The 21451-nt window shown below is 73.0% G+C and carries 20 protein-coding genes; 8 read left to right on the plus strand and 12 right to left on the minus strand.

Annotated features, from left to right (window positions below; translation table 11 throughout):
- The first annotated feature begins 12 nt into the window (after positions 1-12).
- On the plus strand, positions 13-687 hold the full coding sequence (locus tag ACIA6C_RS09945) for a pyridoxal 5'-phosphate synthase (RefSeq protein ID WP_399274140.1): 675 nt from the start codon (positions 13-15) through the stop codon (positions 685-687).
- 90 nt (positions 688-777) lie between these two features.
- Here the strand turns inward: ACIA6C_RS09945 and ACIA6C_RS09950 are convergent, their stop codons facing one another.
- The 3 genes from ACIA6C_RS09950 to ACIA6C_RS09960 all read right to left on the minus strand — a co-directional run bounded on the left by ACIA6C_RS09950 (position 778) and on the right by ACIA6C_RS09960 (position 2695).
- The gene (locus ACIA6C_RS09950; RefSeq protein ID WP_399274142.1) at positions 778-1671 is read right to left on the minus strand and encodes a hypothetical protein; all 894 of its coding nucleotides are present in this window, start codon (positions 1669-1671) and stop codon (positions 778-780) included.
- Positions 1672-1820: 149 nt separating this feature from the next.
- A complete protein-coding gene (locus tag ACIA6C_RS09955; protein WP_399274144.1) occupies positions 1821-2246 on the minus strand; it encodes a Zn-ribbon domain-containing OB-fold protein in 426 nt (141 codons plus the stop codon).
- Positions 2243-2695, minus strand: a complete 453-nt coding sequence (locus ACIA6C_RS09960; RefSeq protein WP_399274146.1) for a DoxX family membrane protein — start codon at positions 2693-2695, stop codon at positions 2243-2245. Before ACIA6C_RS09960 ends, ACIA6C_RS09955 begins: the two co-directional genes overlap by 4 nt.
- A 155-nt stretch (positions 2696-2850) precedes the next feature.
- Between ACIA6C_RS09960 and ACIA6C_RS09965 the strand changes: the two genes are divergently transcribed.
- The 3 genes from ACIA6C_RS09965 to ACIA6C_RS09975 all read left to right on the plus strand — a co-directional run bounded on the left by ACIA6C_RS09965 (position 2851) and on the right by ACIA6C_RS09975 (position 7900).
- The gene (locus tag ACIA6C_RS09965; RefSeq protein ID WP_366080615.1) at positions 2851-4059 is read left to right on the plus strand and encodes an NAD(P)/FAD-dependent oxidoreductase; all 1209 of its coding nucleotides are present in this window, start codon (positions 2851-2853) and stop codon (positions 4057-4059) included.
- A 163-nt stretch (positions 4060-4222) separates the two neighbouring features.
- A complete protein-coding gene (locus ACIA6C_RS09970) occupies positions 4223-6457 on the plus strand; it encodes an acetate--CoA ligase family protein (protein ID WP_399274148.1) in 2235 nt (744 codons plus the stop codon).
- Positions 6458-7069: 612 nt separating this feature from the next.
- Positions 7070-7900 (plus strand): enoyl-CoA hydratase/isomerase family protein, encoded by an 831-nt coding sequence (locus ACIA6C_RS09975; protein ID WP_399274150.1) that lies wholly within the window; start codon positions 7070-7072, stop codon positions 7898-7900.
- Positions 7901-7944: 44 nt separating this feature from the next.
- Here the strand turns inward: ACIA6C_RS09975 and ACIA6C_RS09980 are convergent, their stop codons facing one another.
- Entirely contained in the window at positions 7945-8736 is a 792-nt protein-coding gene (locus tag ACIA6C_RS09980; protein ID WP_366080612.1) for a VOC family protein, read from the minus strand.
- A 227-nt stretch (positions 8737-8963) separates the two neighbouring features.
- On the opposite strand from ACIA6C_RS09980, the gene ACIA6C_RS09985 reads away from it, so the two are divergent.
- Positions 8964-9581, plus strand: a complete 618-nt coding sequence (locus ACIA6C_RS09985) for a flavin reductase family protein (RefSeq protein WP_366080628.1) — start codon at positions 8964-8966, stop codon at positions 9579-9581.
- Between the two features lie 57 nt (positions 9582-9638).
- Here the strand turns inward: ACIA6C_RS09985 and ACIA6C_RS09990 are convergent, their stop codons facing one another.
- The 3 genes from ACIA6C_RS09990 to ACIA6C_RS10000 are packed head-to-tail and all read right to left on the minus strand — an operon-like array spanning position 9639 to position 12832.
- Positions 9639-10706 (minus strand): Zn-dependent alcohol dehydrogenase, encoded by a 1068-nt coding sequence (locus tag ACIA6C_RS09990; RefSeq protein WP_361134349.1) that lies wholly within the window; start codon positions 10704-10706, stop codon positions 9639-9641.
- Between the two features lie 4 nt (positions 10707-10710).
- A complete protein-coding gene (locus ACIA6C_RS09995; RefSeq protein ID WP_399274152.1) occupies positions 10711-11910 on the minus strand; it encodes an acyl-CoA dehydrogenase family protein in 1200 nt (399 codons plus the stop codon).
- Positions 11911-11920: 10 nt separating this feature from the next.
- Positions 11921-12832: an SDR family oxidoreductase gene (locus ACIA6C_RS10000; protein WP_399274154.1), complete on the minus strand. Its 912-nt coding sequence runs from the start codon at positions 12830-12832 to the stop codon at positions 11921-11923.
- An 89-nt stretch (positions 12833-12921) separates the two neighbouring features.
- Here ACIA6C_RS10000 and ACIA6C_RS10005 point away from each other — a divergent pair, with 89 nt between their 5' ends.
- Entirely contained in the window at positions 12922-13848 is a 927-nt protein-coding gene (locus ACIA6C_RS10005; RefSeq protein ID WP_399274156.1) for a cyclase family protein, read from the plus strand.
- A gap of 303 nt (positions 13849-14151) precedes the next feature.
- Here ACIA6C_RS10005 and ACIA6C_RS10010 read toward each other — a convergent pair whose 3' ends face one another.
- From ACIA6C_RS10010 to ACIA6C_RS10025, 4 genes are all read right to left on the minus strand, one after another.
- Positions 14152-14625: an ATP-binding protein gene (locus ACIA6C_RS10010; RefSeq protein WP_361134361.1), complete on the minus strand. Its 474-nt coding sequence runs from the start codon at positions 14623-14625 to the stop codon at positions 14152-14154.
- A 316-nt stretch (positions 14626-14941) separates the two neighbouring features.
- Positions 14942-15847 (minus strand): acyl-CoA dehydrogenase family protein, encoded by a 906-nt coding sequence (locus tag ACIA6C_RS10015; protein ID WP_399274159.1) that lies wholly within the window; start codon positions 15845-15847, stop codon positions 14942-14944.
- Between the two features lie 5 nt (positions 15848-15852).
- Positions 15853-17007 (minus strand): acyl-CoA dehydrogenase, encoded by a 1155-nt coding sequence (locus ACIA6C_RS10020; protein WP_399274161.1) that lies wholly within the window; start codon positions 17005-17007, stop codon positions 15853-15855.
- The gene (locus tag ACIA6C_RS10025) at positions 17007-18203 is read right to left on the minus strand and encodes an amidohydrolase family protein (protein WP_399274162.1); all 1197 of its coding nucleotides are present in this window, start codon (positions 18201-18203) and stop codon (positions 17007-17009) included. Before ACIA6C_RS10025 ends, ACIA6C_RS10020 begins: the two co-directional genes overlap by 1 nt.
- A 136-nt stretch (positions 18204-18339) precedes the next feature.
- Here ACIA6C_RS10025 and ACIA6C_RS10030 point away from each other — a divergent pair, with 136 nt between their 5' ends.
- Positions 18340-20127: a class I adenylate-forming enzyme family protein gene (locus ACIA6C_RS10030; RefSeq protein WP_399274164.1), complete on the plus strand. Its 1788-nt coding sequence runs from the start codon at positions 18340-18342 to the stop codon at positions 20125-20127.
- A 122-nt stretch (positions 20128-20249) separates the two neighbouring features.
- Here ACIA6C_RS10030 and ACIA6C_RS10035 read toward each other — a convergent pair whose 3' ends face one another.
- Positions 20250-20996, minus strand: coding sequence for a hypothetical protein (locus ACIA6C_RS10035; RefSeq protein WP_399274166.1), 747 nt, complete (start codon positions 20994-20996; stop codon positions 20250-20252).
- Between the two features lie 287 nt (positions 20997-21283).
- Here ACIA6C_RS10035 and ACIA6C_RS10040 point away from each other — a divergent pair, with 287 nt between their 5' ends.
- Positions 21284-21421 (plus strand): hypothetical protein, encoded by a 138-nt coding sequence (locus ACIA6C_RS10040; protein ID WP_399274168.1) that lies wholly within the window; start codon positions 21284-21286, stop codon positions 21419-21421.
- Positions 21422-21451 lie beyond the last annotated feature (30 nt).

A 21451-nucleotide genomic window follows, 5' to 3' on the forward strand; every position in this document is an offset into this window, starting at 1 on the left:
TCGATGGCCCGTATGACCAGCGAGACGAGCGCCGACGACTTCCGGGACACCCTGCACTCCCTGCGCGTCTGGGACACCCCGCTGCCCTCCTTCGACCCCGGGGCCGCGCCGGCCGAGCCGCTGCCGCTGTTCCGCGAGTGGTTCGTCCACGCCGCCCGCGCCGGGCAGCCCGAGCCGCACACGATGAGCCTGGCGACGGTCGACGCCGAGGGCCGGCCCGACGTACGCATCCTGATGCTGCACGACGCCGACGCCCGGGGCTGGCACTTCGCCTCGCACGCCACCAGCGCGAAGGGACGCCAGCTGGCCGCGCACCCGGAGGCGGCGCTCGGCTTCTACTGGCCGGCCGTCGCACGGCAGATCCGGATCCGCGGACGGGTCACGGCATGCGGGCCGCGGGAGAGCCGCGAGGATCTGGCGGCACGCTCGCGCGGGGCGCTGGCGGCAGCCCTGACCGGCCACCAGAGCCAGGTGCTCGAATCCCTGGCGGAACTCGCCGAGGCCTCGGCGGCGGCGTGGGCCCGCGCCGGAGCCGACCCGCAGGCGCCGGCGCCGACGTGGACGCGGTACGTGCTGGACGCGGCGGAGGTCGAGTTCTTCCAGGGCGACCCGGCCCGCCGCCACACCCGCCTCCACTACCGGCGCGACCCCGACGGGGGCTGGACGCGCACCCTGCTGTGGCCCTGAGGCGGGTGGCCTCGGGATGGGTGGCCTCGGGTACGTGTGCCCCCGAGCACGGGCGGCCCCGCGCGCGGGCGGCCCCCCGCGGCCCGCGCCTCAGCTCCGGGAGTACGAACCGAGCCCGATCAGGCAGTACACGTACTCGTTGATCGGTGTTCCGTTGAGGGTGTAGCGGTACGAGAACGCGTACTCCGTGCGCGGGGTGTCGTCGCAGCGGTGCAGGTCCGAGGTGAACCCGAAGCGCTGGATCACCTTGTAGTGCGCGTCCGACGCCGAGCAGGAGACCTCCTCCACGTCGTCGACGCGCTGCGCGGTGGTCGAGTCCGGCAGCTGCCCGTTGAGGCAAGTCCCCGTGTCGAACGGGCTCGGGTCCGCCGTCGTGGGGGCGGCGGTGGGGTACGGGTACGCCGGGACCGGGCTGCCGCTGTCCGAGCCGGACGTGTACGAGGTGCCGGTCGGCAACGGCCCGGGCGAGTAGGAGCTGTACGTCGGGTCGGACGTCGAGCTGTACGTCGGGCTCGGTGAGGAGGAGGACGCGGTGTGCTTCCCCTCGTCATCGCCGCCGCTGCTCAGCGCGATGACGACGGTGATCACGATCGCGATGACGCCGACCACCGCGAGGCAGCCGCCGACACCGGACGACGACTTGGCCGGCTGCCCGGGCACGGCCGCGCTCGCGACGGTCGGCTGCCCCTGGGCGGCCGACCAACCCGCCGCCGAACCACCCGCCGCCTCGGCTCCCGCCACACCCGCCGCACCCGCACCAGCCGCCCCGGCCCCCGCCGCACCCGCGCCCGCCGCGCCCGCGACCCGTATCCGCAGCAGCACCTCGGTCCCGCCCGTGCGCGCCCGTACGAGTTCACCGTCCCGGACGCCCGCGGGGATCCGCAGGCGCGCGTCCCCGCCGGGCAGTGACACCGGCAGGATCACGCCGTACGCGGCCTGCTCGGGGGTGATCGTGAGGGGGATCTCCTGCGAGGACGAGGACACCGGCTGCTCCGAGGGGTGAGGTGGTCCGGACCTTTCTGGTGCCGTCCCAGGATCGCCGGGTCCGGGCCGGGGAAGCAGCCGTTCCGCCGGACCGGTGCGCGGCTGTGACATTCGGCGCCGACGACGGCGCCTTACGCCAACTCCCGCCCTCAGAAACCCGGTTGAGGTGCCGGGCGGAAGACCGGCACGGCCGCGCCCGGGCCGCTCTCGCGGAACGCGACCCGCAGCGGCATCCCGACGCCCAGGTCCGCCGCCCCGCAGTCCACGAGTTCCGTCATCATCCGCGGCCCCTCCGCGAGGTCCACCACCGCCGCCACGTACGGGACCCGCTCCCCGAAGGGCGGCAGGTCGTTGCGGTGGATCACCGACCAGGTGTAGAGGACGGCCGACCCCTCGGCCTCCTCCCACCGCACCCGGTCCTCGCCCGCCCAGCAGAACGGGCAGAACTCCCGGGGGTAGTGGTGCGCCCGGCCGCAGTCCGCGCAGCGCCGCAGGAGGAGCCGGCCCTCGGCGGCGGCGTCCCAGTAGGGGCGGGTGAAGTCGTCCGCCTCGGGTACGTCGTGGCGTGTGGTCACCGGAAGAGTCCCATCGCCGCGTCGAGGGACCAGACCTGCCAGCCCATGGCGAACAGCGCGACCAGCGAGATCAGCGTCATCATGGCGTTCTGCCCCTGCTCGGCCCAGTCGTGGATCATCAGCACCAGGTACAGCAGGTTGAGCAGCAGCCCCCCGACCAGCGCGACCGGGGTCAGCAGCCCGAGGACCAGGCCGAGGCCGAGGGCGAGTTCCGCGTAGACCACCACGTACGCCATGAGCCTGGGGCGCGGGCGGACGACCCGGTCGAAGCCGCCCTTCACGAACGTCCAGCGGTGTTTGCCCGCCACGTCGGCGGCCCACGCGATGCCGGTGCCGCGCTCGAACCAGCCCTTCTTGTCCTTGTGCCGCCAGCTCTCCAGCCACCACAGGCCGAGGCCTATCCGGAGCACGGCTATCCATTCGGCCCCACTGAGCCAGACGGTCTGCATCGGCAGCCCCCATCCTCCATTATCTGACGGTACGTCAGTTGACCCGATCGGGGCCGGTCCCGCAAGGCCCCCGGAGCCGGCCCGTGACCGATCCGCAATCGATTCCCTCCTTGTCCGAGACCCATCAACTCTCTGTGTCGATACGCTCACACCTCATGCCCGCAGCCCCCACAGCCCCCGACCTGACCACCCAGCCCCGCCCGGTGTACGTGATCGGCGCCGGCCCCGGCGGCCTCGCCGTCGCCGCCGCGCTGCGTGCCCGCGGGGTCCGTGCCGTGGTGGTCGAGAAGTCCGACGCGGTCGGCGCCTCCTGGCGCTCCCACTACGACCGGCTCCACCTGCACACCACCAGGCGCCTCTCCGGCCTGCCGGGTCTCGCCGTGCCGCGCCGCTTCGGGCGGTGGGTCGCGCGGGACGACGTGGTGCGGTACCTGGAGAAGTACGCCGAGTTCCACGAGCTGGAGCTGGTCACCGGCGTGGAGGTGACCCGGATCGAGCCGGCCGCCGGCGCCGACGGCCGGGCCGACGGCTGGACGCTGCACGCCAGCGGCGGGCGCGTGCTGGCCGCCGGGGCCGTCGTCGTGGCCACCGGGTTCAACCACACCCCCGCGCTGCCCGACTGGCCCGGCCGGGACGGATTCGAAGGGCGGCTGCTGCACGCCGCCGAGTACCGCAACCCCGCCCCGTACGCCGGGCGGGACGTGCTCGTCGTCGGCGCCGGCAACACCGGCGCGGAGATCGCCGCCGACCTGGCCGGGGGCGGGGCCGCACGGGTGCGGCTCGCCGTCCGCACCGCCCCGCACATCGTGCGCCGCTCCACCGCCGGCTGGCCGGCGCAGCGCACCGGGATCCTGGTGCGCCGGCTGCCCGTCCGGCTCGTGGACCGGCTCGGCGCACTCGTCGCCAAGGCTTCCGTCCCGGACCTGTCCGCGTACGGGCTCCCGCGCCCGGCCACCGGCCTGTACAGCAGGGTCAAGGAGGGTGCCATCCCGGTCCAGGACGTCGGGCTGATCGACGCGGTCCGCCGCGGCGCGGTCGAGCCGGTCGCGGCCGTGGCCTCCTTCGACGGGGACGCGGTGGTGCTGGCGGACGGCAGCCGGATCACCCCGGAGGTGGTGATCGCCGCGACCGGCTACCGGCGCGCGCTGGAAGGCCTGGTCGGCCACCTCGGCGTACTCGACGGGCGCGGCCGCCCCCTCGCGCACGGCGCCCGCACCCCCGCGCAGGCCCCGGGTCTCTACTTCACCGGCTTCACGAACCCCATCAGCGGAATGCTGCGCGAACTGGCCCTGGACGCAGAGAAGATCGCCAAGGCCGTCGCCCGGCGCGGCGGGGCCGCCCGCGGCCGCCGCAGGGTCGGCTGAAACCGTCCTGGACCCGCGGCCGGGGGGTCTGGGACCGTTCCACACATCACCTCCACCATCTTTCCTGCGCATCCCTGTTCCTGACGGCGTGTCAGTTCAGTAATCTGACTATGCGTCAGCTAGCGAGACTCATGGAGTTCATCGAGCAGGAGCGGGCGGAACGATGCTTGGATCTACTCACGGCACTCTCACCACCGACTTCCGCGCACGGGTCGAGGCCTGCGGCGAAACCCCCCGGACGGCCGTCCACTCCACGGCTGCCCCGACCGCCGAGGACGCGGCCGCACTGGACGTCAGCGGACGGCCGCTGCGCTCCGACGTGCCCGACCTGGACCGGTTCTTCCGGCCCGAGGCCGTCGCCGTCATCGGCGCCTCCGACACCGAGGGCAGACCGAAAACCGGCATCACCCGGCAGCTCATCGCCTGGGCGGCGCGCGTGGGTGCCCGGATCCACCCCGTGCACCCGACCCGCGCGACCGTCTTCGGGCTGCCCTGCCACGCCTCCGTGGCCGAACTGCCGGAACAGGTGGACCTCGCGGTCCTGCTGGTGGCCGATCCGCTCCCGGTGATCGAGGAACTGGCCGAGGCCAAGGTCAGGTTCGCGGTCGCCTTCGCCTCCGGCTTCGCGGAGACCGGTGACGCGGGGGCCGCCGCCCAGGCCCGGCTCTCCGCCGCCGTCCGCCGGTCGGGCCTGCGCCTGCTCGGCCCCAACACCAACCTCAACGCCTTCGAGGCGTTCCGCGACGACCTGGACGGCCCGGCCATCGCGCTGATCACCCAGTCCGGCCACCAGGGCCGGCCCCTGTACACCCTCCAGGAACTCGGCATCCGGCTCTCCCACTGGGCCCCCACGGGCAACGAGGCCGATCTGGAGACCGCCGACTTCATCTCGTACTTCGCCCAGCGGCCCGAGGTCGGGGCCATCGCCTGCTACGTCGAGGGGCTCAAGGACGGCCGGGCCTTCCTGCTCGCCGCCGACCGGGCCGCGCGGGCGGGGGTGCCCGTCGTCGCCGTCAAGGTCGGCCGCACGGAGACCGGCGCCCGGATGGCGGCCTCCCACACGGGGAAGCTGACGGGCGCCGACGCCGTCGTGGACGCGGCCATGCGGCAGTTCGGGGTGATCAGGGTCGACGGCCTGGACGAGCTCCAGGACACGGCCGCCCTGCTGGCCCGCGCCCGCACGCCACGGGCCGAGGGCGTCGTCGTGTACTCCATCTCCGGCGGCACCGGCGCCCACTTCTCCGACCTGGCGACGGAGGCGGGCCTGACGCTGCCCACCCTCTCCGAGGCCAAGCAGGCCGAGCTGCACCAGTGGATACCGGAGTACCTGAACGTCGCGAACCCCGTCGACAACGGCGGCCACCCCGTCGGCGACTGGCGCGGGCCCAAGATCATCGAAGCGATCCTGGAGGACCCGTCCGTAGGCGTCCTCATCTGCCCGATCACCGGGCCGTTCCCGCCCATGAGCGACAAGCTGGCGCAGGACCTCGTGGACGCCGCCGAGCGGACGGACAAGCTGGTCTGCGTGATCTGGGGCTCGCCCGTCGGCACGGAGGAGGCCTACCGCACCACGCTGCTCGGCTCCTCCCGCGTGGCCACCTTCCGCACCTTCGGCAACTGCATCACCGCCGTACGGGCCTACCTGGGCCACCACCGGTTCACCGCGTCCTACCACTCGCCCTTCGAGGACGCCCCGCGCACACCGTCCCCGTCCTACCGCAAGGCGCAGGCCCTGATGCGGCCGGGCCAGCAGCTCAGCGAGCACGCGGCGAAGCAGCTGCTGCGGGCGTACGGGATACGGGTGCCCCGCGAGCAGTTGGTGACCAGCGCGGCCGCGGCGGTGCGGGCGGCGGGGCTGGTCGGCTACCCGGTCGTCATGAAGGCCTCGGGGCCGCAGCTGGGGCACAAGACGGAACTGGGCCTGGTCAAGATCGGCCTGACCTCGGCGAGCCAGATCCGCGACGCGTACCGGGAGCTGACGGACATCGCCCGCTACGAGAACGTCCCGCTGGACGGCATCCTCGTCTGCCAGATGGTCGAGCGGGGCGTGGAGATGGTCGTCGGCGTCACCCAGGACGACCTCTTCGGCCCGACGGTGACGGTGGGACTGGGCGGTGTCCTGGTGGAGGTCCTGCGCGACGCGGCGGTGCGGGTGCCGCCCTTCGGGGAGGACCAGGCCCGGGCGATGCTGACGGAACTGCGCGGGTACGCGCTGCTGGAGGGCGTACGGGGCGCCTCTCCGGCGGACGTGGACGCGCTGGTGGAGGTCGTCCTGCGGGTCCAGCGGATGGCGCTCGAACTGGGCGACACCCTCTCGGAGCTGGACATCAACCCCCTGATGGTCCTCCCGCGCGGCCAGGGCGCGGTGGCGCTGGACGCCCTGGCCATCTGCCGTTGACGCTGCGCCGGCCCAGGCCTCCCGCGGCTCCCCCGACCCCCGCCCGGGCCGACATCCGGGCCGGCCGGCCCCCCGCACCTCCGCCCGACCGGCCCCTCCGGGACCGCCACCGGGGCTCCGCCCCGAACCCCGCGCCTCAAACGCCGGCGAGGCTGGAGTTGCCCGGAGCTGGGCGGTGCGAAGCCAACCAGCCCGCGCGGCGATTGAGCGCACGGGCGCGGAGGCACGGGGCTGGGCGGTGCGAAGCCAAACAGCCCGCGCCGCGATTGAGCGCACGGGCGCGGAGGCACGGGGCTGGGCGGTGCGAAACCATCCAGCCCGCGCCGCGATTGAGCGCACGGGCGCGGAGCGCACGTCCCGGGGTCCGGGGCGGAGCCCCGGGGAACGGTGGAAGGGCGGGGCGGGGAGTGGCCCCGCGCAGCGGCACCCACCCCCCGCGCACCCGGGATCCCGCACCACCGGCCCAGCCCCCACCATCGGCCCCGGCCCCCAGCCCCCGACCCTCCGCCACCGGCCCGCCACCGGCACCGCCACCGCCACCGCCACCCGAACCCGAACTGCCCCGGCCCCCGGCCCCCGCAGCGACCCACCCCACCCCGAACGGGAGTTCACATGAGCAGCGCAGACCCAGGCGAGGAAGTTCTGCACCGCATCGAGACCGGCGGCGTCTCCTGGATCACCCTCAACCGGCCCGCGGCGATGAACGCCCTCACCCGGGACAACCGCGAACGCGTCATCGGGCTCCTCGACGACGCCTCCGCCGACCCCCGCATCCGTGCCGTCGTCCTGACCGCCACCGGCAAGGGCTTCTGCGCCGGCGCCGACCTCCGCGGCGGCCCTTCCCGAGGCCCTTCCGGCGGCCCCGCCGCAGGCGACCGCGTCGCGGGCGACGTCGCCCGCATGATCCGCCTCGGCGCCCAGCGCCTGATCACCGCGGTCCTCGACTGCGAGAAGCCCGTCATCGCAGCCGTCAACGGCACCGCCGCCGGCATCGGCTCCCACCTCGCCCTCGCCTGCGACCTCGTCATCGCCGCCGAACCGGCCCGTTTCATCGAGGTGTTCGTCCGCCGCGGCCTGGTCCCCGACGGCGGCGGCGCCTACCTCCTGCCCCGCCTCCTCGGCCCACAGAAGGCCAAGGAGCTGATGTTCTTCGGTGACGCCGTCCCCGCCGCCGAGGCCGAACGCCTCGGGCTGGTCAACACCGTCGTCCCGGCCGACGCCCTGGAGGCGACCGCCCGCGCCTGGGCGGACCGCCTGGCCCAGGGGCCGACCCGGGCCCTGGCCCTGACGAAGCAGCTGGTCAACGCCTCCCTGGACGGGGACCGGGCGGCCGCCCTGGCCGCCGAGGCCACCGCCCAGGAGATCAACATGACCACCGCCGACGCCAACGAGGGCGTGGCCGGCTTCCTGGAGCGCCGCACCCCCAAGTACCTCGGGCGGTAACCAGGCCCCCGAGCAGCCGGCGGCCCGGCCGCCCGGCGGCGGCCCTACATCTGCGGGCTCGGCTTGAGCAGCGCGAACGTCGCCCCGAACGGGTCCGCCGCCCACCCGATCCGGCCGACGTCCGGCACGTCCGCCGCCGGCATCAGCACCGAGCCGCCGTTGCCCTGCACGGCGCTCATGGTGGCGTCCACGTCGGCGACGTGGAAGTACGGCACCCAGCTCGGCCCGACACCGCCGCCCCCGGCCCCGTCACCCTGGGGCGCGACCCCGCCGAAGGACGCCTCGCGCTGGTCGCCGTCCTTGGTGCTGAGCACCCGGTACGTCATCCCGGGCGCCTGCATCTCCTCGCTGCGCCAGCCGAACACCCCGTTGTAGAAGGAAATGGCCGCGACCGGGTCCGGTGCGTGCAGCTCCACCCAGACCAGCGAGTTCTCGTCCGATGCCACCTCCAGGCCGCTGGTCTTCCCGGGCTGCCACGAGGCGAACTGGGCGCCCTGCGGGTCGGTGAACTGCGCGAGCCACCCCTCGCCCATCACGTCCATCGGCGCCATCCGGACGCTGCCGCCGCCGTCACTGACCGCCCGGGCGGTGGCCTGGATGTCCGGGCTCATGAAGTGCACCATCCAGGCGGACTTCGCGCCCTCCTCGGTCAGCGGCCCGATCGCGGCGACGGTCTTGCCGCCCTTCTGGAAGAAGCCGTACCCGCCGGTGTCGGGACCGGCGGAGACGAAGTTCCAGCCGAAGACGCCGCTGTAGAAGGCGGTGGCAGCGTCGATGTCGGGGCTGCCTAGGTCGAGCCAGTTGGGCGAGCCGGTACGGAAATCGGTGCCGAGCATGGGTTCTCTCCCGGGTGTCTGCGGTCGTTCGGCGTGCGGCGGCACGCCGGTCCCCGCCACGATGCCGAGCCCGCCCGGGGCTGTCCGGCGTACGGGCACGGCGGGCCGGGGGTTTCACCCGTACGGGGGAAGGGCGGGAACCTCTCCTCCCGTGGTGGTAGCGGTCCGACCCCTTCCAATCTGACGAACCGTCAGCTTGAATCGTCGGTGTGATGGGACACGCAGGGATGGCGGCCACCGTCGTCCGATACCTCAGGTCAGTCGGCTCCCCCACCTCCGCCGCGCCGGAGCCGGATCCGCTGCTCGACGCCGCCCTGCCGCGCCCCGATCTGCGGGCCGTCCGGGAGGACGAGCGGGCGCCGGTCGCCCCCGCCGAGTTCCGGGCCGTCCTCGGGAACTTCGCCAGCGGGGTCACCGTCATCACCGCCCCGGCCGTCGACGGCGCGGACGGTCCGGCCGGCTTCGCCTGCCAGTCCTTCGCCTCGCTCTCCCTGGACCCGCCGCTCGTCACCTTCATGGTGGCCCGTACGTCGACCACCTGGCCCCGGATCGCCCGCGCGGGGGTGTTCTGCGTCAACATCCTGGGCGCCGGACAAGGGGCGCTGTGCCGGTCTTTCGCGGTCAGCGGCGCCGACAAGTTCGCCGGTGTCGTCCACCGCCCGTCCCCCGCGACCGGGTCACCGCAGCTGGACGCCGTGCCCGCCTGGATCGACTGCCGGATCCACGCCGTCCACACGGGCGGGGACCACCTCATCGTGGTCGGCCGTGTCGAGGCCCTGGGCGCGGCCGGAGAAGGCGATCCGCTCCTCTTCCACCAGGGCAGGTTCGGCCGCTTCACGCCGTGAGGCCCCGAACCGCCCGCCGGCCCCGGGGCCCCCGCAGGGGCCCCGGCACCGCCGCGTTCAGAAGGTCAGCACCCCGCGCGCCACGCGTCCGTGCCGCGCGTCGTCCACCGCCTTCGCGAAGTCCTCCACCGGGTAGACCTCCGTCACCAGCTCGTCCAGCATCAGCTTCCCCTGCCGGTACAGCTCGGCGTACAGGGCGATGTCGCGCTGCGGCCGGGAGGACCCGTACCGGCACCCCATGACCGTCTTGTCCAGGTACAGGGACGACACCTGGAACGAGGCCTCCTCCTTGAAGCCGGGCACGCCCAGCAGGACCGCCTGCCCGTGCCGGTCGAGGAGGTCGATCGCCTGCCGGATCAGCCGTACGTGACCCACGCACTCGAAGGCGTGGTCGGCGCCGGTCGGCAGGATTTCCCGGACCGCCGCCGAGGTGTCCCCGGCGGCGGACGCGTCGACGAAGTGGGTGGCCCCGAACCGGCGGGCCACCGCCTCCTTCGCCGGGTTGGCGTCCACCGCGACGATGGTGGCGGCCCCCGCGATCCGGGCGCCCTGGAGCACGTTCAGCCCGATCCCGCCGGCGCCGATCACCACCACCGACTCGCCGTGGTCCACCCGCGCCCGGTTCAGCACCGCCCCGACCCCGGTCAGGACCCCGCACCCGATCAGCGCGGCCGAGGTCGCCGGGATGTCCTCGGGGATCTTCACGGCCTGGACGGCCTTGACGACCGTCCGTTCCGCGAACGCCGAGTTGGAGGCGAACTGGAACAGGGGCGTCCCGCCGCGCGAGAAGGGCTGCCCCGGCCTTCCGATGGCCTTGCGGCACATGGTGGGCCGCCCCCGGTCGCAGTCCGCGCACGCCCCGCAGTTGGCGAGGGTGGACAGCGAGACGTGGTCGCCGGCTTCCACGTGCGTGACGCCGGCGCCGACGGCCTCGACAACCCCCGCCCCCTCGTGGCCCAGCACCACCGGCGGCGGGAACGGGATGGTCCCGTCGATCACCGAGAGGTCGCTGTGGCACAGTCCGGCCGCCGATATCGCGACCAGCACCTCCCCCGGTCCCGGGGCCCGGACCTCCAGATCGTCGACCACCTGCGCCTGCTTGCCGTCGAACACGACGCCTCGCATGTCGTCACCGCGTCTCTCTGGGCAGGCCGAGCACGCGCTCGGCGATGATGTTCCGCTGGATCTCGTCCGAACCGCCGTAGATGGTGTCGGCCCGGCTGAACAGGAACAGGCGCTGCTCCTCGTCGAGCCCGTTCTCGTACGGGCTCTCCCGGCCCCAGTCCCCCGGGCCCGCGGTGGCCGCCGCGCCCCGCACCGCCACCGCCAGCTCGCCGAGCCGCCGGTGCCAGCCGCCCCACAGCAGCTTCGCGACGCTCGGCGCGCCCTGGCCGCCGCTGCCGCCCAGGGTGCGCAGGGCGTTCCAGCGCATGGTGCGCAACTCGGCCCACTGGCGCACCAGCCGCTCGCGCAGTACGGGGTCGGCGGCGCCCGAGGTGGCGTGGGCGGCCAGGACCCGTTCCAGTTCGGCGGCGAAGCCGATCTGCTGGACGAGGGTGGAGACGCCGCGCTCCAGGGCGAGCAGGCCCATGGCCACGGTCCAGCCGTCGCCCTCGCCGCCGACGGCCTCGGCGGCCACCGCCCCGTCGAAGAACACCTCGTTGAACTCGCTGGTGCCGGTCAGCTGGCGGATGGGCCGGACCTCGACGCGGCCCGGCTGGTCCATCGGTACCAGCAGGAAGGTCAGGCCCCGGTGGCGGCGGGAGCCGGGTTCGGTGCGGGCCAGGACGAAGCACCAGTCGGCGTCCCGGGCGAGGGAGGTCCAGATCTTCTGCCCGGTGACGCGGTGGCGCCCGTCGGCCGGGTCGCGGACGGCCGCCGTACGGATGCCGGCGAGGTCGGACCCGGCGCCGGGCTCGCTGTACCCCTGGCACCACAGCTCCTCGCCGCGGGCGATGCCGGGCAGGTAGCGGTCCCGCTGCTGCTCGGACCCGTAGGCGATGAGGGTGGGCGCGAGGAGGTTCTCGCCGATGTGGCCGACCCGCCCGGGGGCGCGCAGCGCCGCGTACTCCTCCGCCCACACGACCTGCCCGGTCAGGGAGAGCCGGCGCTGCCCGTAGGCGCCGTCGGGGACCTCCCAGCCCTGGCCGATCCAGCCGCCGCGGCCCAGTTCCCGCTCCCAGGCGCGCCGGGCCTCCACCTCCTCGTGCTCGCCGCCGGGCCCGCCGAGCCCGCGGGCGTGCGCGTACGGGCCCACGAGGTGCTCCCTCAGCCACGACCGGGTGCGGCCGCGCAGTTCCTCGTCCTCGGGCCCGAAGCCGAAGTCCATGGGCTCCCCCTCACGCGTTGGGGCGGTCCTTGGCGGCCGCCGCCTTGGCCATGGCCTCCAGCTGCGCGAGCATCGGCATCGGGTCGGTGCCCACCGTCCCGGGCAGGAAGTCGGCGATCTTCTCGGGCGTCCAGGAGCCTTCCGCGTACGCGGCGCGCAGTTCGCGCGGCTGCGCCCACACGGCGATCTTGGGCCCGGCGATGGTGTACACCTGGCCGGTGATCCCCTCGGTCTTCGCCCGGTCGCTGAGCAGGTAGGTGACGAGCGCCGCGACGTCCTCCGGTTCGCCGATCTCCTTGAGTTCCATGGGTACGCCCGCGGACATCCTGGTCCGCGCGACGGGTGCGACGGCGTTGGCGGTGACCCCGTACTTGGCCAGGCCCAGGGCCGCCGAGCGGACGAGGGAGATGATCCCGCCCTTGGCGGCGCTGTAGTTGGCCTGGGCGACCGAGCCCTGGTGGTTGCCGCTGGTGAAGCCGATGAGCGTGCCGGAGCCCTGTGTGCGCATGACGGCGGAGGCGGCCCGGAAGACGGTGAAGGTGCCCTTGAGGTGGGTGGCGACCACGGGGTCCCACTCCTGCTCGGACATGTTGAACAGCATCCGCTCGCGCAGGATGCCGGCGACGCAGACGACTCCGTCGACCCGCCCGTAGCGGGCGAGGGCGGTGTCGACGATGCGCTGTCCGCCCTCCATGGTGGAGATGTCGTCGGCGACGGCGACGGCCTCGCCGCCCGCGGTGAGGATCTCCTTGACCACGGATTCGGCGATCTCGCTGGTGGGCTCGCCGCCCTCGATGCCCACGCCGTAGTCGTTGACGACGACCTTGGCCCCTTCGGCGGCCGCGGCGAGTGCCACGGCCCGTCCGATGCCCCGGCCCGCGCCGGTGACGGCGATGACCTTGCCTGCCAGGAAGTTCCCCACGCCCGACCCCTTTCCGCAGTTTCTGACGGACCGTTAGATTCTATGGGCAGTCCGACGCCGCAGCACAAGCCCCGGGAGTTGATGAGGCCATGACCTTGCCGGCCGAGTTCCACGACATCGCCAAGCGCGTCAACAACTGGGGCCGGTGGGGCGCCGAGGACGAGATGGGCACCTTGAACCTGGTCACGGACGCGGTGGTGCGCGCCGCGGCCGCCGAGGTCCGCACGGGCCGGCGGATCCCGCTGGCCCTGCCCCTCAAGGAGGACGGGGTCCAGGCCGGCCTGATCCCCGGCCGGATCAACCCCCTGCACACGATGGTGCAGATCAACCAGGAGCTGTTCGGCCCCGGCACGGTGGCCTGCAACGACGACGCCGTGACGATGGGCCTCCAGGCCGGGACGCACTGGGACGCCCTCACGCACGTCTCGCACTCGGGGCGGATCTACAACGGCCGACCGGCCTCCACGGTCACCGCCCACTCCCGCGCCGAGTTCAGCGGAATCGACAAGGCCGGTCCCGTCGTCTCCCGGGGCGTCCTGCTCGACGTGGCCCGCGCCAAGGGCCTGGACCGGCTGCCGGGCGACCACGCGGTGACGCCCGAGGACCTCGCGGAGGCGGAGGAGTTCGGCCGGGTCACGGTCCGGGCCGGTGACGTCGTCCTGGTCCGGACGGGCCAGATCCAGGTGTACCTGGCGGGCGACAAGCCCGGCTACGGGTTCCCCTCGCCGGGCCTGTCGGTCCGCACCCCCGAGTGGTTCCACGCCCGGGACGTGGCGGCGGTGGCCAACGACACCCTGACCTTCGAGATCTTCCCGCCGGAGATCGAGAACCTGTGGCTCCCGGTGCACGCGCTCGACCTGGTCGAGATGGGCATGCTCCAGGGCCAGAACTGGAATCTCGAAAAGTTGTCCACAGCCTGTGCAGAAGAAGGCCGCCACTCGTTCTGGCTCTCCGCGATGCCCGAACCGTTCGTCGGCGGCACCGGCACCCCGGTGGCGCCGGTCGCCGTCCTCTGACCGGTCGCGGTCATCCGACCGTCCGGCCGTTTGGCCGGTCGCGGTCCTCCGACCGTCCGGCCCTTTGGCCGGTCGCGGTCCCCTGACCGGTGGCCGCCCTCTGACCGGCCGCCGCCCTCCGGCTGCCCGAGGGCGCATGAGGCGACCTACTGGGTGGCGGCGTACGCGCATGCACGCCCCGAGCGCGGCACGGCAGCCGCCACCCCACGACCCGCACTCGTCAAGGCAGGACCCTTGGCGTCCCCTCGCGACGAATCGTTCCCCACCAGAGTGATCAACACGTGACGAACCGTCAACACCTCGTTAGAGGTACACGCGGGGTTCCCGGATCGGGGCAAAGAATTCGGCAGACCTTTCCGGGGCGCCCTCGGCGCACTCGGCGCCCGCCTTCCGCGCCCGGTCGACCTCGCACCAGATCCGCTTCCCGGCGCCCTCGGGCTGCCAGCCCCAGCGGTCCGCGAGCCCGTCGACCAGTTCGAGGCCGCGCCCGCCGGTGTCGGTCCCGGCGGCCTGCCTCCGGGCGGGCGCCCGGTCGCTGGCGTCCGCGACCTCGACCCGCACCCCGGGCCCCCCGAACAGCATCCGCAGCACGGCGGGACAGCCGGTGTGCACGACCGCGTTGGTGACCAGCTCCGAGATCAGCAGAATCAGCGTCTCGGCGAGCGGCTCGTCGTCCCCTATGCCGGAACCCGCCAGCCGGGACCGCGCCCACCGGCGCGCCCGGCCGACCTCGGCGGGGTCCGCTCCTACCTCAAGCTGAACCTGAAGTACCTGCACCGCTCACACCATCCGAACCGGCGGACACTTCGCCTCACGACGGAACGGGGTCACGGCCAGTGACCCCCTTGTGGAGCAGCATGGTTGACGTACAGTCACCACAACAAGCGCTTCGGGCATATTCCAGCGCGAAGGAGTAGGCCTGGTGCATACTGTGCGACGCTCACGCCGCGGGGCCGCTCGCATTCGTGGGAGCGTACCGGAGCGCGCCCCCGACTCCGGTCCGTAAGGGGGCAATCCAAGGACACAAACCGATATCAACTCTCTGTAATCGGACATGAGTCCCGCCTCGTTCCTCCCGTTGCCGAACCCGGCCTCAGCCGACGGCGCCCAGCAGGTCCGCCGCCAGCAGTTCCTCCGCCTGCGCCGCCGTGCGCCACTGCTCCGCGCGGACCCAGGCCCGCTTGAGGTGCAGGTGCACGTCCGCCTCCCAGGTGAAGCCCATCCCGCCGTACACCTGGAGGCAGTCGCGGGCCCCCTGGACGGCCGCATCGTCGGCCAGCAGTTTCGCCGCCGCGATCTCGGCGGCGTCGCCCGTCACGGCCGCCGCGTACACCGCCGTACGCGCCACCTCCGCCCGCACCAGCATGCCCGCGCACAGGTGCTTGACCGCCTGGAAGGCCCCGATCGGCTGCCCGAACTGCTCGCGCCGGCCGGCGTGGTCCACCGCCAGCTCCACCGTGCGCAGGGCGCTGCCGACCTGGAGCGCGGCCGTCAGCAGCGCGCCTTCGTCACGGTAGGGGGCGGGGCAAGGAGCGGGGTGGCGGCCCGTCACCCGGTGCAGCGGTGTCAGCGGGTCCACCGAGCGCACCGGCTCGCCCTCGGGCGGCGCGGACGCCCCGAGGACCGCGTCCGCCTCCCCCAGGTGGGCCACCAGCGGCCCGCCCAAGTCGAACGCCGTCACCACCGTCGTCCCGGACGCGGCGCCCGGGACCACCCCGGCCGCCAGGTGCGTGGCCACCAGCGGCCCCGGCAGCAGGGCCCGCCCCGCCTCCTCGAAGACCAGGACGGCCTCCGGGAGCCCGAGCCCGACCCCGCCGTCCGCCTCCGGCAGCCGCAGCGAGAAGAACCCGGCCTCGCCGAGCTCCCGCCACAGCCGCCGGTCCACCGCGGCGCCCGCCTCCACCGACGCCCGCAGCGCCTCGCGCCCGTACCGCCCCGCCAGCAGGTCCCGCACGCCCGCCCGCAGGTCGCGCTGTTCCCCGGTCAGCTGGAAGTCCACGCCGTTCACCGCCCCTTCGGCAGGCCGAGGACGCGCTCGGCGACGATGTTCCGCTGGATCTGGGAGGTGCCCGCGGCGATCGTGTACGACAGGGACGAGAGCCGGTCCAGGACCCACTCCTCGTCCAGCGCGAGCGAGCCCGCGCCGAGCACCTGCGCCGCCGCGTCGTACAGCTCTTGCCGCGCGTGGGAGTACGCCAGCTTGAAGATGCTGCCACCCGTGCCGGGGACGCCGCCCGAGCGCTCCGATTCGCTGACGTTCCACTGCGTCAGCCTCCAGAGGGCGCCGAGTTCCCCGTGGAGCCGTCCGAGGGTGCGACGTAGGACGGGATCGTCCCAGCGCCCGTTCTCCTTCGCGGTCCGGGCCAGCAGGGCGAGCGTACGGCGGCAGGCCACCACCTCCCCCACGAAGGCGGTGCCCCGCTCGAAGGACAGCGTCACCATCGTGACCCGCCAGCCGTCGTTCTCCGCCCCCACCCGGTTCGCCGCCGGCACCCGCACCTCGTCCAGGAACACCTCCGCGAACTCGGCCGACCCGGCGAGCGTGCGCAGCGGCCGTACGGTGATCCCCGGGGCGTCCATCGGCATGGCCAGCCAGGTGATGCCACGGTGCTTCGGCGCTCCGGGATCGGTCCGCACCAGCAGCTCGCACCAGTCGGCGACCTCCGCGTGCGAGGTCCAGATCTTCGAGCCGGTGACCACGTAGTCCTCGCCGTCGCGGACCGCACGGGTCCGCAGCGATGCCAGGTCGGAGCCGGCGTCCGGCTCGCTGAACCCCTGGCACCACATCTCGTCGCCGCGCAGCACCGGCGGCAGCCAGCGCGCCCGCTGCGCGGCGGTGCCCTCGGCGGCGATGGTGGGCCCGGCGTGCAGGAGCCCGACGAAGTTCGCGCCGACGTACGGGGCCCCCGCCCGCTCCGTCTCCTCCAGGAAGATCAGGTGCTGGGTCGGGGTCGCGTCGCGCCCGCCCGCGTCCAGGGGCCAGTGCAGGCCCGCGTAGCCGGCGTCGAACAGCCGGCGCTGCCAGCCCGCGTCGTAGGCGCGGCGGGCCGGCCAGTCGTCCGGAGAGGGCCGGGGAGGCAGGGCGGGCAGCTCCTTGGCGAGCCACTCGCGCAGCCGGGCGCGGAACTCCTGCTCCTCCTGGGTGTAGGTGAGGTCCACTACTTGTCCAGGTCCAGGCCCAGCATGCGGATGGCGTTGCCGCGCATCAGCTTGTAGACGGTCTCGTCGTCGAGCCCCTTCACGTGGTCGAGGGCGACGTCCTTGGTGTGCGGGAAGGTCGAGTCGACGTGCGGGTAGTCGGTCTCGAAGGTCGCGTTGTCGCGGCCGACGACGTCGAGCGAGGCGATGCCGTGCTTGTCGCGGAAGAAGCAGCAGAACATCTGCCGGTAGTAGTACGTGGACGGCGGCTCGGGGATCAGGTCGCGGACCCCGCCCCAGGCGCGGTGCTCGCGCCACACGTCGTCGGCGCGTTCGAGGGCGTACGGGATCCAGCCCATCTGGCCCTCGCTGTAGGCGAGCTTGAGCGCCGGGAACTTCACCAGCACCCCGCTGAACAGGAAGTCCATCATCGAGGCCATCGCGTTGTTGAAGCTGAGGGAGGCCTGCACGGCGGGCGGCGCGTCGGGGGACGCGGCGGGCATCTGGGAGGAGGACCCGATGTGCATGTTGACGACGGTGCCGGTCTCCTGGCAGACGGCGAAGAAGGGGTCCCAGTGGCCGGAGTGGATCGACGGCAGCCCGAGGTAGGTCGGGATCTCCGAGAAGGTCACGGCGCGCACGCCCCGCGCGGCGTTGCGCCGGACCTCCGCCACCGCGAGGTCGATGTCCCAGAGGGGGATGATGCAGAGCGGGATGAGCCGGCCGCCGCTGTCGCCGCACCACTCCTCCACCATCCAGTCGTTGTACGCGCGCACGCAGGCGAGGGCCACCTCCTTGTCGTGCGCCTCGGCGAAGGTCTGGCCGCAGAAGCGGGGGAAGGTGGGGAAGCACAGGGAGGCCTCTACGTGGTTGAGGTCCATGTCGGCGAGGCGCGCCTTCGGGTCCCAGCAGCCCGGCCGCATCTCCTCCCTCGTGATCCCCTCCAGGGTCATGTCGTCGCGGTCGAAGCCGACGGCGGCGATGTTGCGCTTGTACGGGAACTTGAGGTCCTCGTAGATCCACCAGTCGGTCGGGGGGCCGTCGGGGTCCATGGAGATCACGTACTTGCCGCCGGTGTAGACGAGCTCGCCGATTCCGGCGGTCAGCGCCTTGGGTCCGCGGTCGCGGTACTTGGCCGGCAGCCACACGTCGAAGAGGTGCGCGGGTTCGATCACGTGGTCGTCGACGCTGATGATCCGAGGCAGTTCCGTGTCCATGGTGTCCGGTGTCCCCTCGCCGTATCTGATGGACCGTCAGAAACAAGCTAGCCCCGCCACCTCTGGACCGGCAAGCGCCGGGGCCCTACGCTCTCGCCAGATCTGACACATCGTCAGCCAAGGGGAGGCGGCCGCGATGACGGGGACGGACCACGACGCGGGGGCGGGGGCGGCCGCGTCGGCGCGGACGGAGGCGGGAACGGAGGCGGGAACGGGGGCGGCGGCGCGGACGGGGGCGGCGGCCGGCTCGGCGCCATCGCCGGCTCAGACCCTTACGGACTCCGGCACCCTTACGGACTCCCGGCTCCGCACGGACTCCCGCACCCTCGCGGACTCCCGGCTCCGCACGGACTCCCGCACCCTCGCGGACTCCCGGCTCCGCACGGACTCCCGCACCCTCGCGGACTCCCGCACCCTCTGGGACCTCGTCGCCGGCCGCGCCACGCTGACCCCCACCGCCCCCGCGCTCGTCGAAGCCGCCCCGGACCCCGCCGACGACCGCACCCTCACCTTCGGCGAGCTCCACGACCGCGCGGAGCGGGTCGCGGCGGGCCTGCACGCCATGGGCGTCGGTCCGGGCACGGTCGTCGCCTGGCAGCTGCCGACCCGCATCGAGACGGTGCTGCTCTCGCTCGCGCTGGCCCGGCTCGGCGCCGTCCAGTCGCCCGTCATCCCCTTCTACCGGGACCGCGAGGCCGGCTTCGCGCTGCGCGAGTCCAAGGCGGAGTTCTTCGCCGTCCCCGGGGAGTGGCGCGGCTTCGACCACGCGGCGATGGCCGCCCGGCTCGGGGCGCGCGGCGTCTTCCGGGCCTACGAGGACCTACCGCAGGGCGATCCGGCCTGCCTGCCCGCGCCGCCCGGCTCGGGGACGGACGTGCGCTGGATCTACTGGACCTCCGGCACGACCTCCGACCCCAAGGGCGTGCTGCACACCGACCGGTCCCTGATCGCGGGCGGCTCCTGCCTGGCGCACGCCCTGCGGCCGGGGCCGGGGGACGTGGGCTCGATCGCCTTCCCGTACGCGCACATAGGCGGCCCCGACTACCTGGTGATGCTGCTGCTGTACGGGTTCCCGGCGGTGCTGTTCGAGAAGTTCGCGATGCCGGACGCGCTCGACGGGTACCGCCGCCACGGCGTCACCATCGCCGGCGGATCCACCGCCTTCTACTCCATGTTCCTCACCGAGCAGCGCAAGGACCCCGCCGCGAAGCTCATCCCGAGCCTGCGCCTGCTGGCGGGCGGCGGGGCACCGAAGCCGCCGGAGATCTACCACGCGGTGGTCCGCGAACTGGGCTGCCGGCTCACCCACGGCTACGGCATGACCGAGGTCCCCATGATCACGATGGGGGATCCGGACGACACGGATGAGAACCTGGCGACGACCGAGGGCCGCCCACCGCAGGGCATGTCGATCCGCATCACGACCCCGGACGGCGTCCCGCTCCCGTCGGCCGTCGACGGCGAGGTACGCCTGCGGGGCGAGGCGGTCTGCCGGGGCTACCTGGACCCCGACCGGACGGCAGAGGCCTTCGACACCGACGGCTACCTGATCACCGGTGACCTCGGACACCTCACCCCGGACGGGCACCTGGTCCTCACCGGCCGCAGCAAGGACGTCATCATCCGCAAGGGCGAGAACATCTCGGCGAAGGAGATCGAGGACCTCCTCCACCTGCTCCCGCACGTCACCGACGCCGCCGTCATCGGCCTCCCGGACCCCGAACGCGGCGAACGCGTCTGCGCGGTGGTCGAGCAACCGCCGTCAGCACCCCCGTTGACGCTGACGGCGGTCACCGCCCACCTGCGTTCCCAAGGCCTTTCCCCGCACAAGCTCCCGGAACAACTGGAACTGGTCGAGGCGCTGCCCAGAAACGAAGCCCTCCGTAAAGTGCTCAAGTACAAACTCCGCGAGCGCTATGCGTAAATGCACGCCGCCGGTCTCCGAGACCAAAAGGGATCCCGGAGACCGGCGATGGCGATTTCCCGTTGTGGGGGGTGGATCAGGAAAACGCCGTACCCGCTCTCAGCCCGCGGAGACCGTCCCCATTAGATGTTCTTGAGGTAACCGCTCTTGAAGCCGTAGGCATTCGCGACGACCTGCTGGCGCTTGTCGATCTCGACGCCGAAGCCCTTGTAGATGATCGAGCCTTCCCAGACGACCTGACCGATGGCGTTGCCGCTGGCCAGCTGCGCCTTCGGGACGCCGTGGCCGATGGAGACGGCGCCGTTGAAGTTGCGCTTGCCGCAGTCGGCGTGGTCCACACGGTCGATCTTGGAGCCGTTGGTGTGGTAGTTCACCCACACGCTGAGCTTGGTGATGGTGATGCCGAAGATCTTCTGGCGGACGGTGTAGGTGGTGTCCCACCAGCCGGCGTGGAGCTTGCCCGCGGCCGAGATCCCGGAGGCGTCGGCCTCGTCGGGGGTGAAGGTGGCCTCGCTGTCGGAGGCGATCTGCACGTCACCGCCCTTGAGGTTCACCAACTGGTGCACGGGGGTGGGGTTGGCCGTCTCGGGAACGTCGGCGACCTCTTCGAGGAGGGCCTTGAGGTTCTCCGGGTCCTCGGCGTAGTTGAGGAACTTGACCTGCTTGTCGTGGGTCAGGGCGTCGAAGTCGCGCAGCGCGTCGGCGGCGCCTTCCTCGGTGCTGCTCTTGAGGCTGCTCTCGTAGGCGGCGATGCGCATGCCGTCCTGCGAGATGAGAGAGGCGCTGGCGTTCGCGGTGCCCATCAGCGTGGTGGCGGCGACGACGGCGAGAACAGCGGCGGTACGGCGGGGGGTTATGACCTTGGACATGGCTGAGCGGAAGCCTCTCGTGTTGGGGGGTGGCTTGTGATCTCAGCTAATCAGCGGAACAAACGGTTCCCGCTCAACAGATCCTCAGATTTTCGATCTTCATCGGGCGCGCATCCACACAGGCGGTAAATGCCTGTCCATTACTGGCACTTGGGCAAAAAGGTACGCCGCCGGCCGGCTCACCACGAAACCGCGGACAACCACCCCCGACGGTGCGCCGACAAACCCTCGAATCGGGCGGCGAAGCGGGGTGCCCCCAAGGCGAAGCCCCTCGCCCGAGCCCGCCGATGCCGGACACGCAGGTACGGGCCGGCCCGATCCTGTTCGTCGGAGTGTCCACCGCCGATCAGCGGCGAGCCGACGGGCAGCCCCCGGAGACGCTGCTGCGTCCCGGGGACCGGCCCTGGCGGCGGAAGGAGGACTAGCCGGGCAGCCACCACGTGCCGGGTGGCCGG

The organism is Streptomyces sp. NPDC051578, assembly GCF_044454045.1.
In the GTDB taxonomy this organism is placed as follows: Bacteria; Actinomycetota; Actinomycetes; order Streptomycetales; family Streptomycetaceae; genus Streptomyces.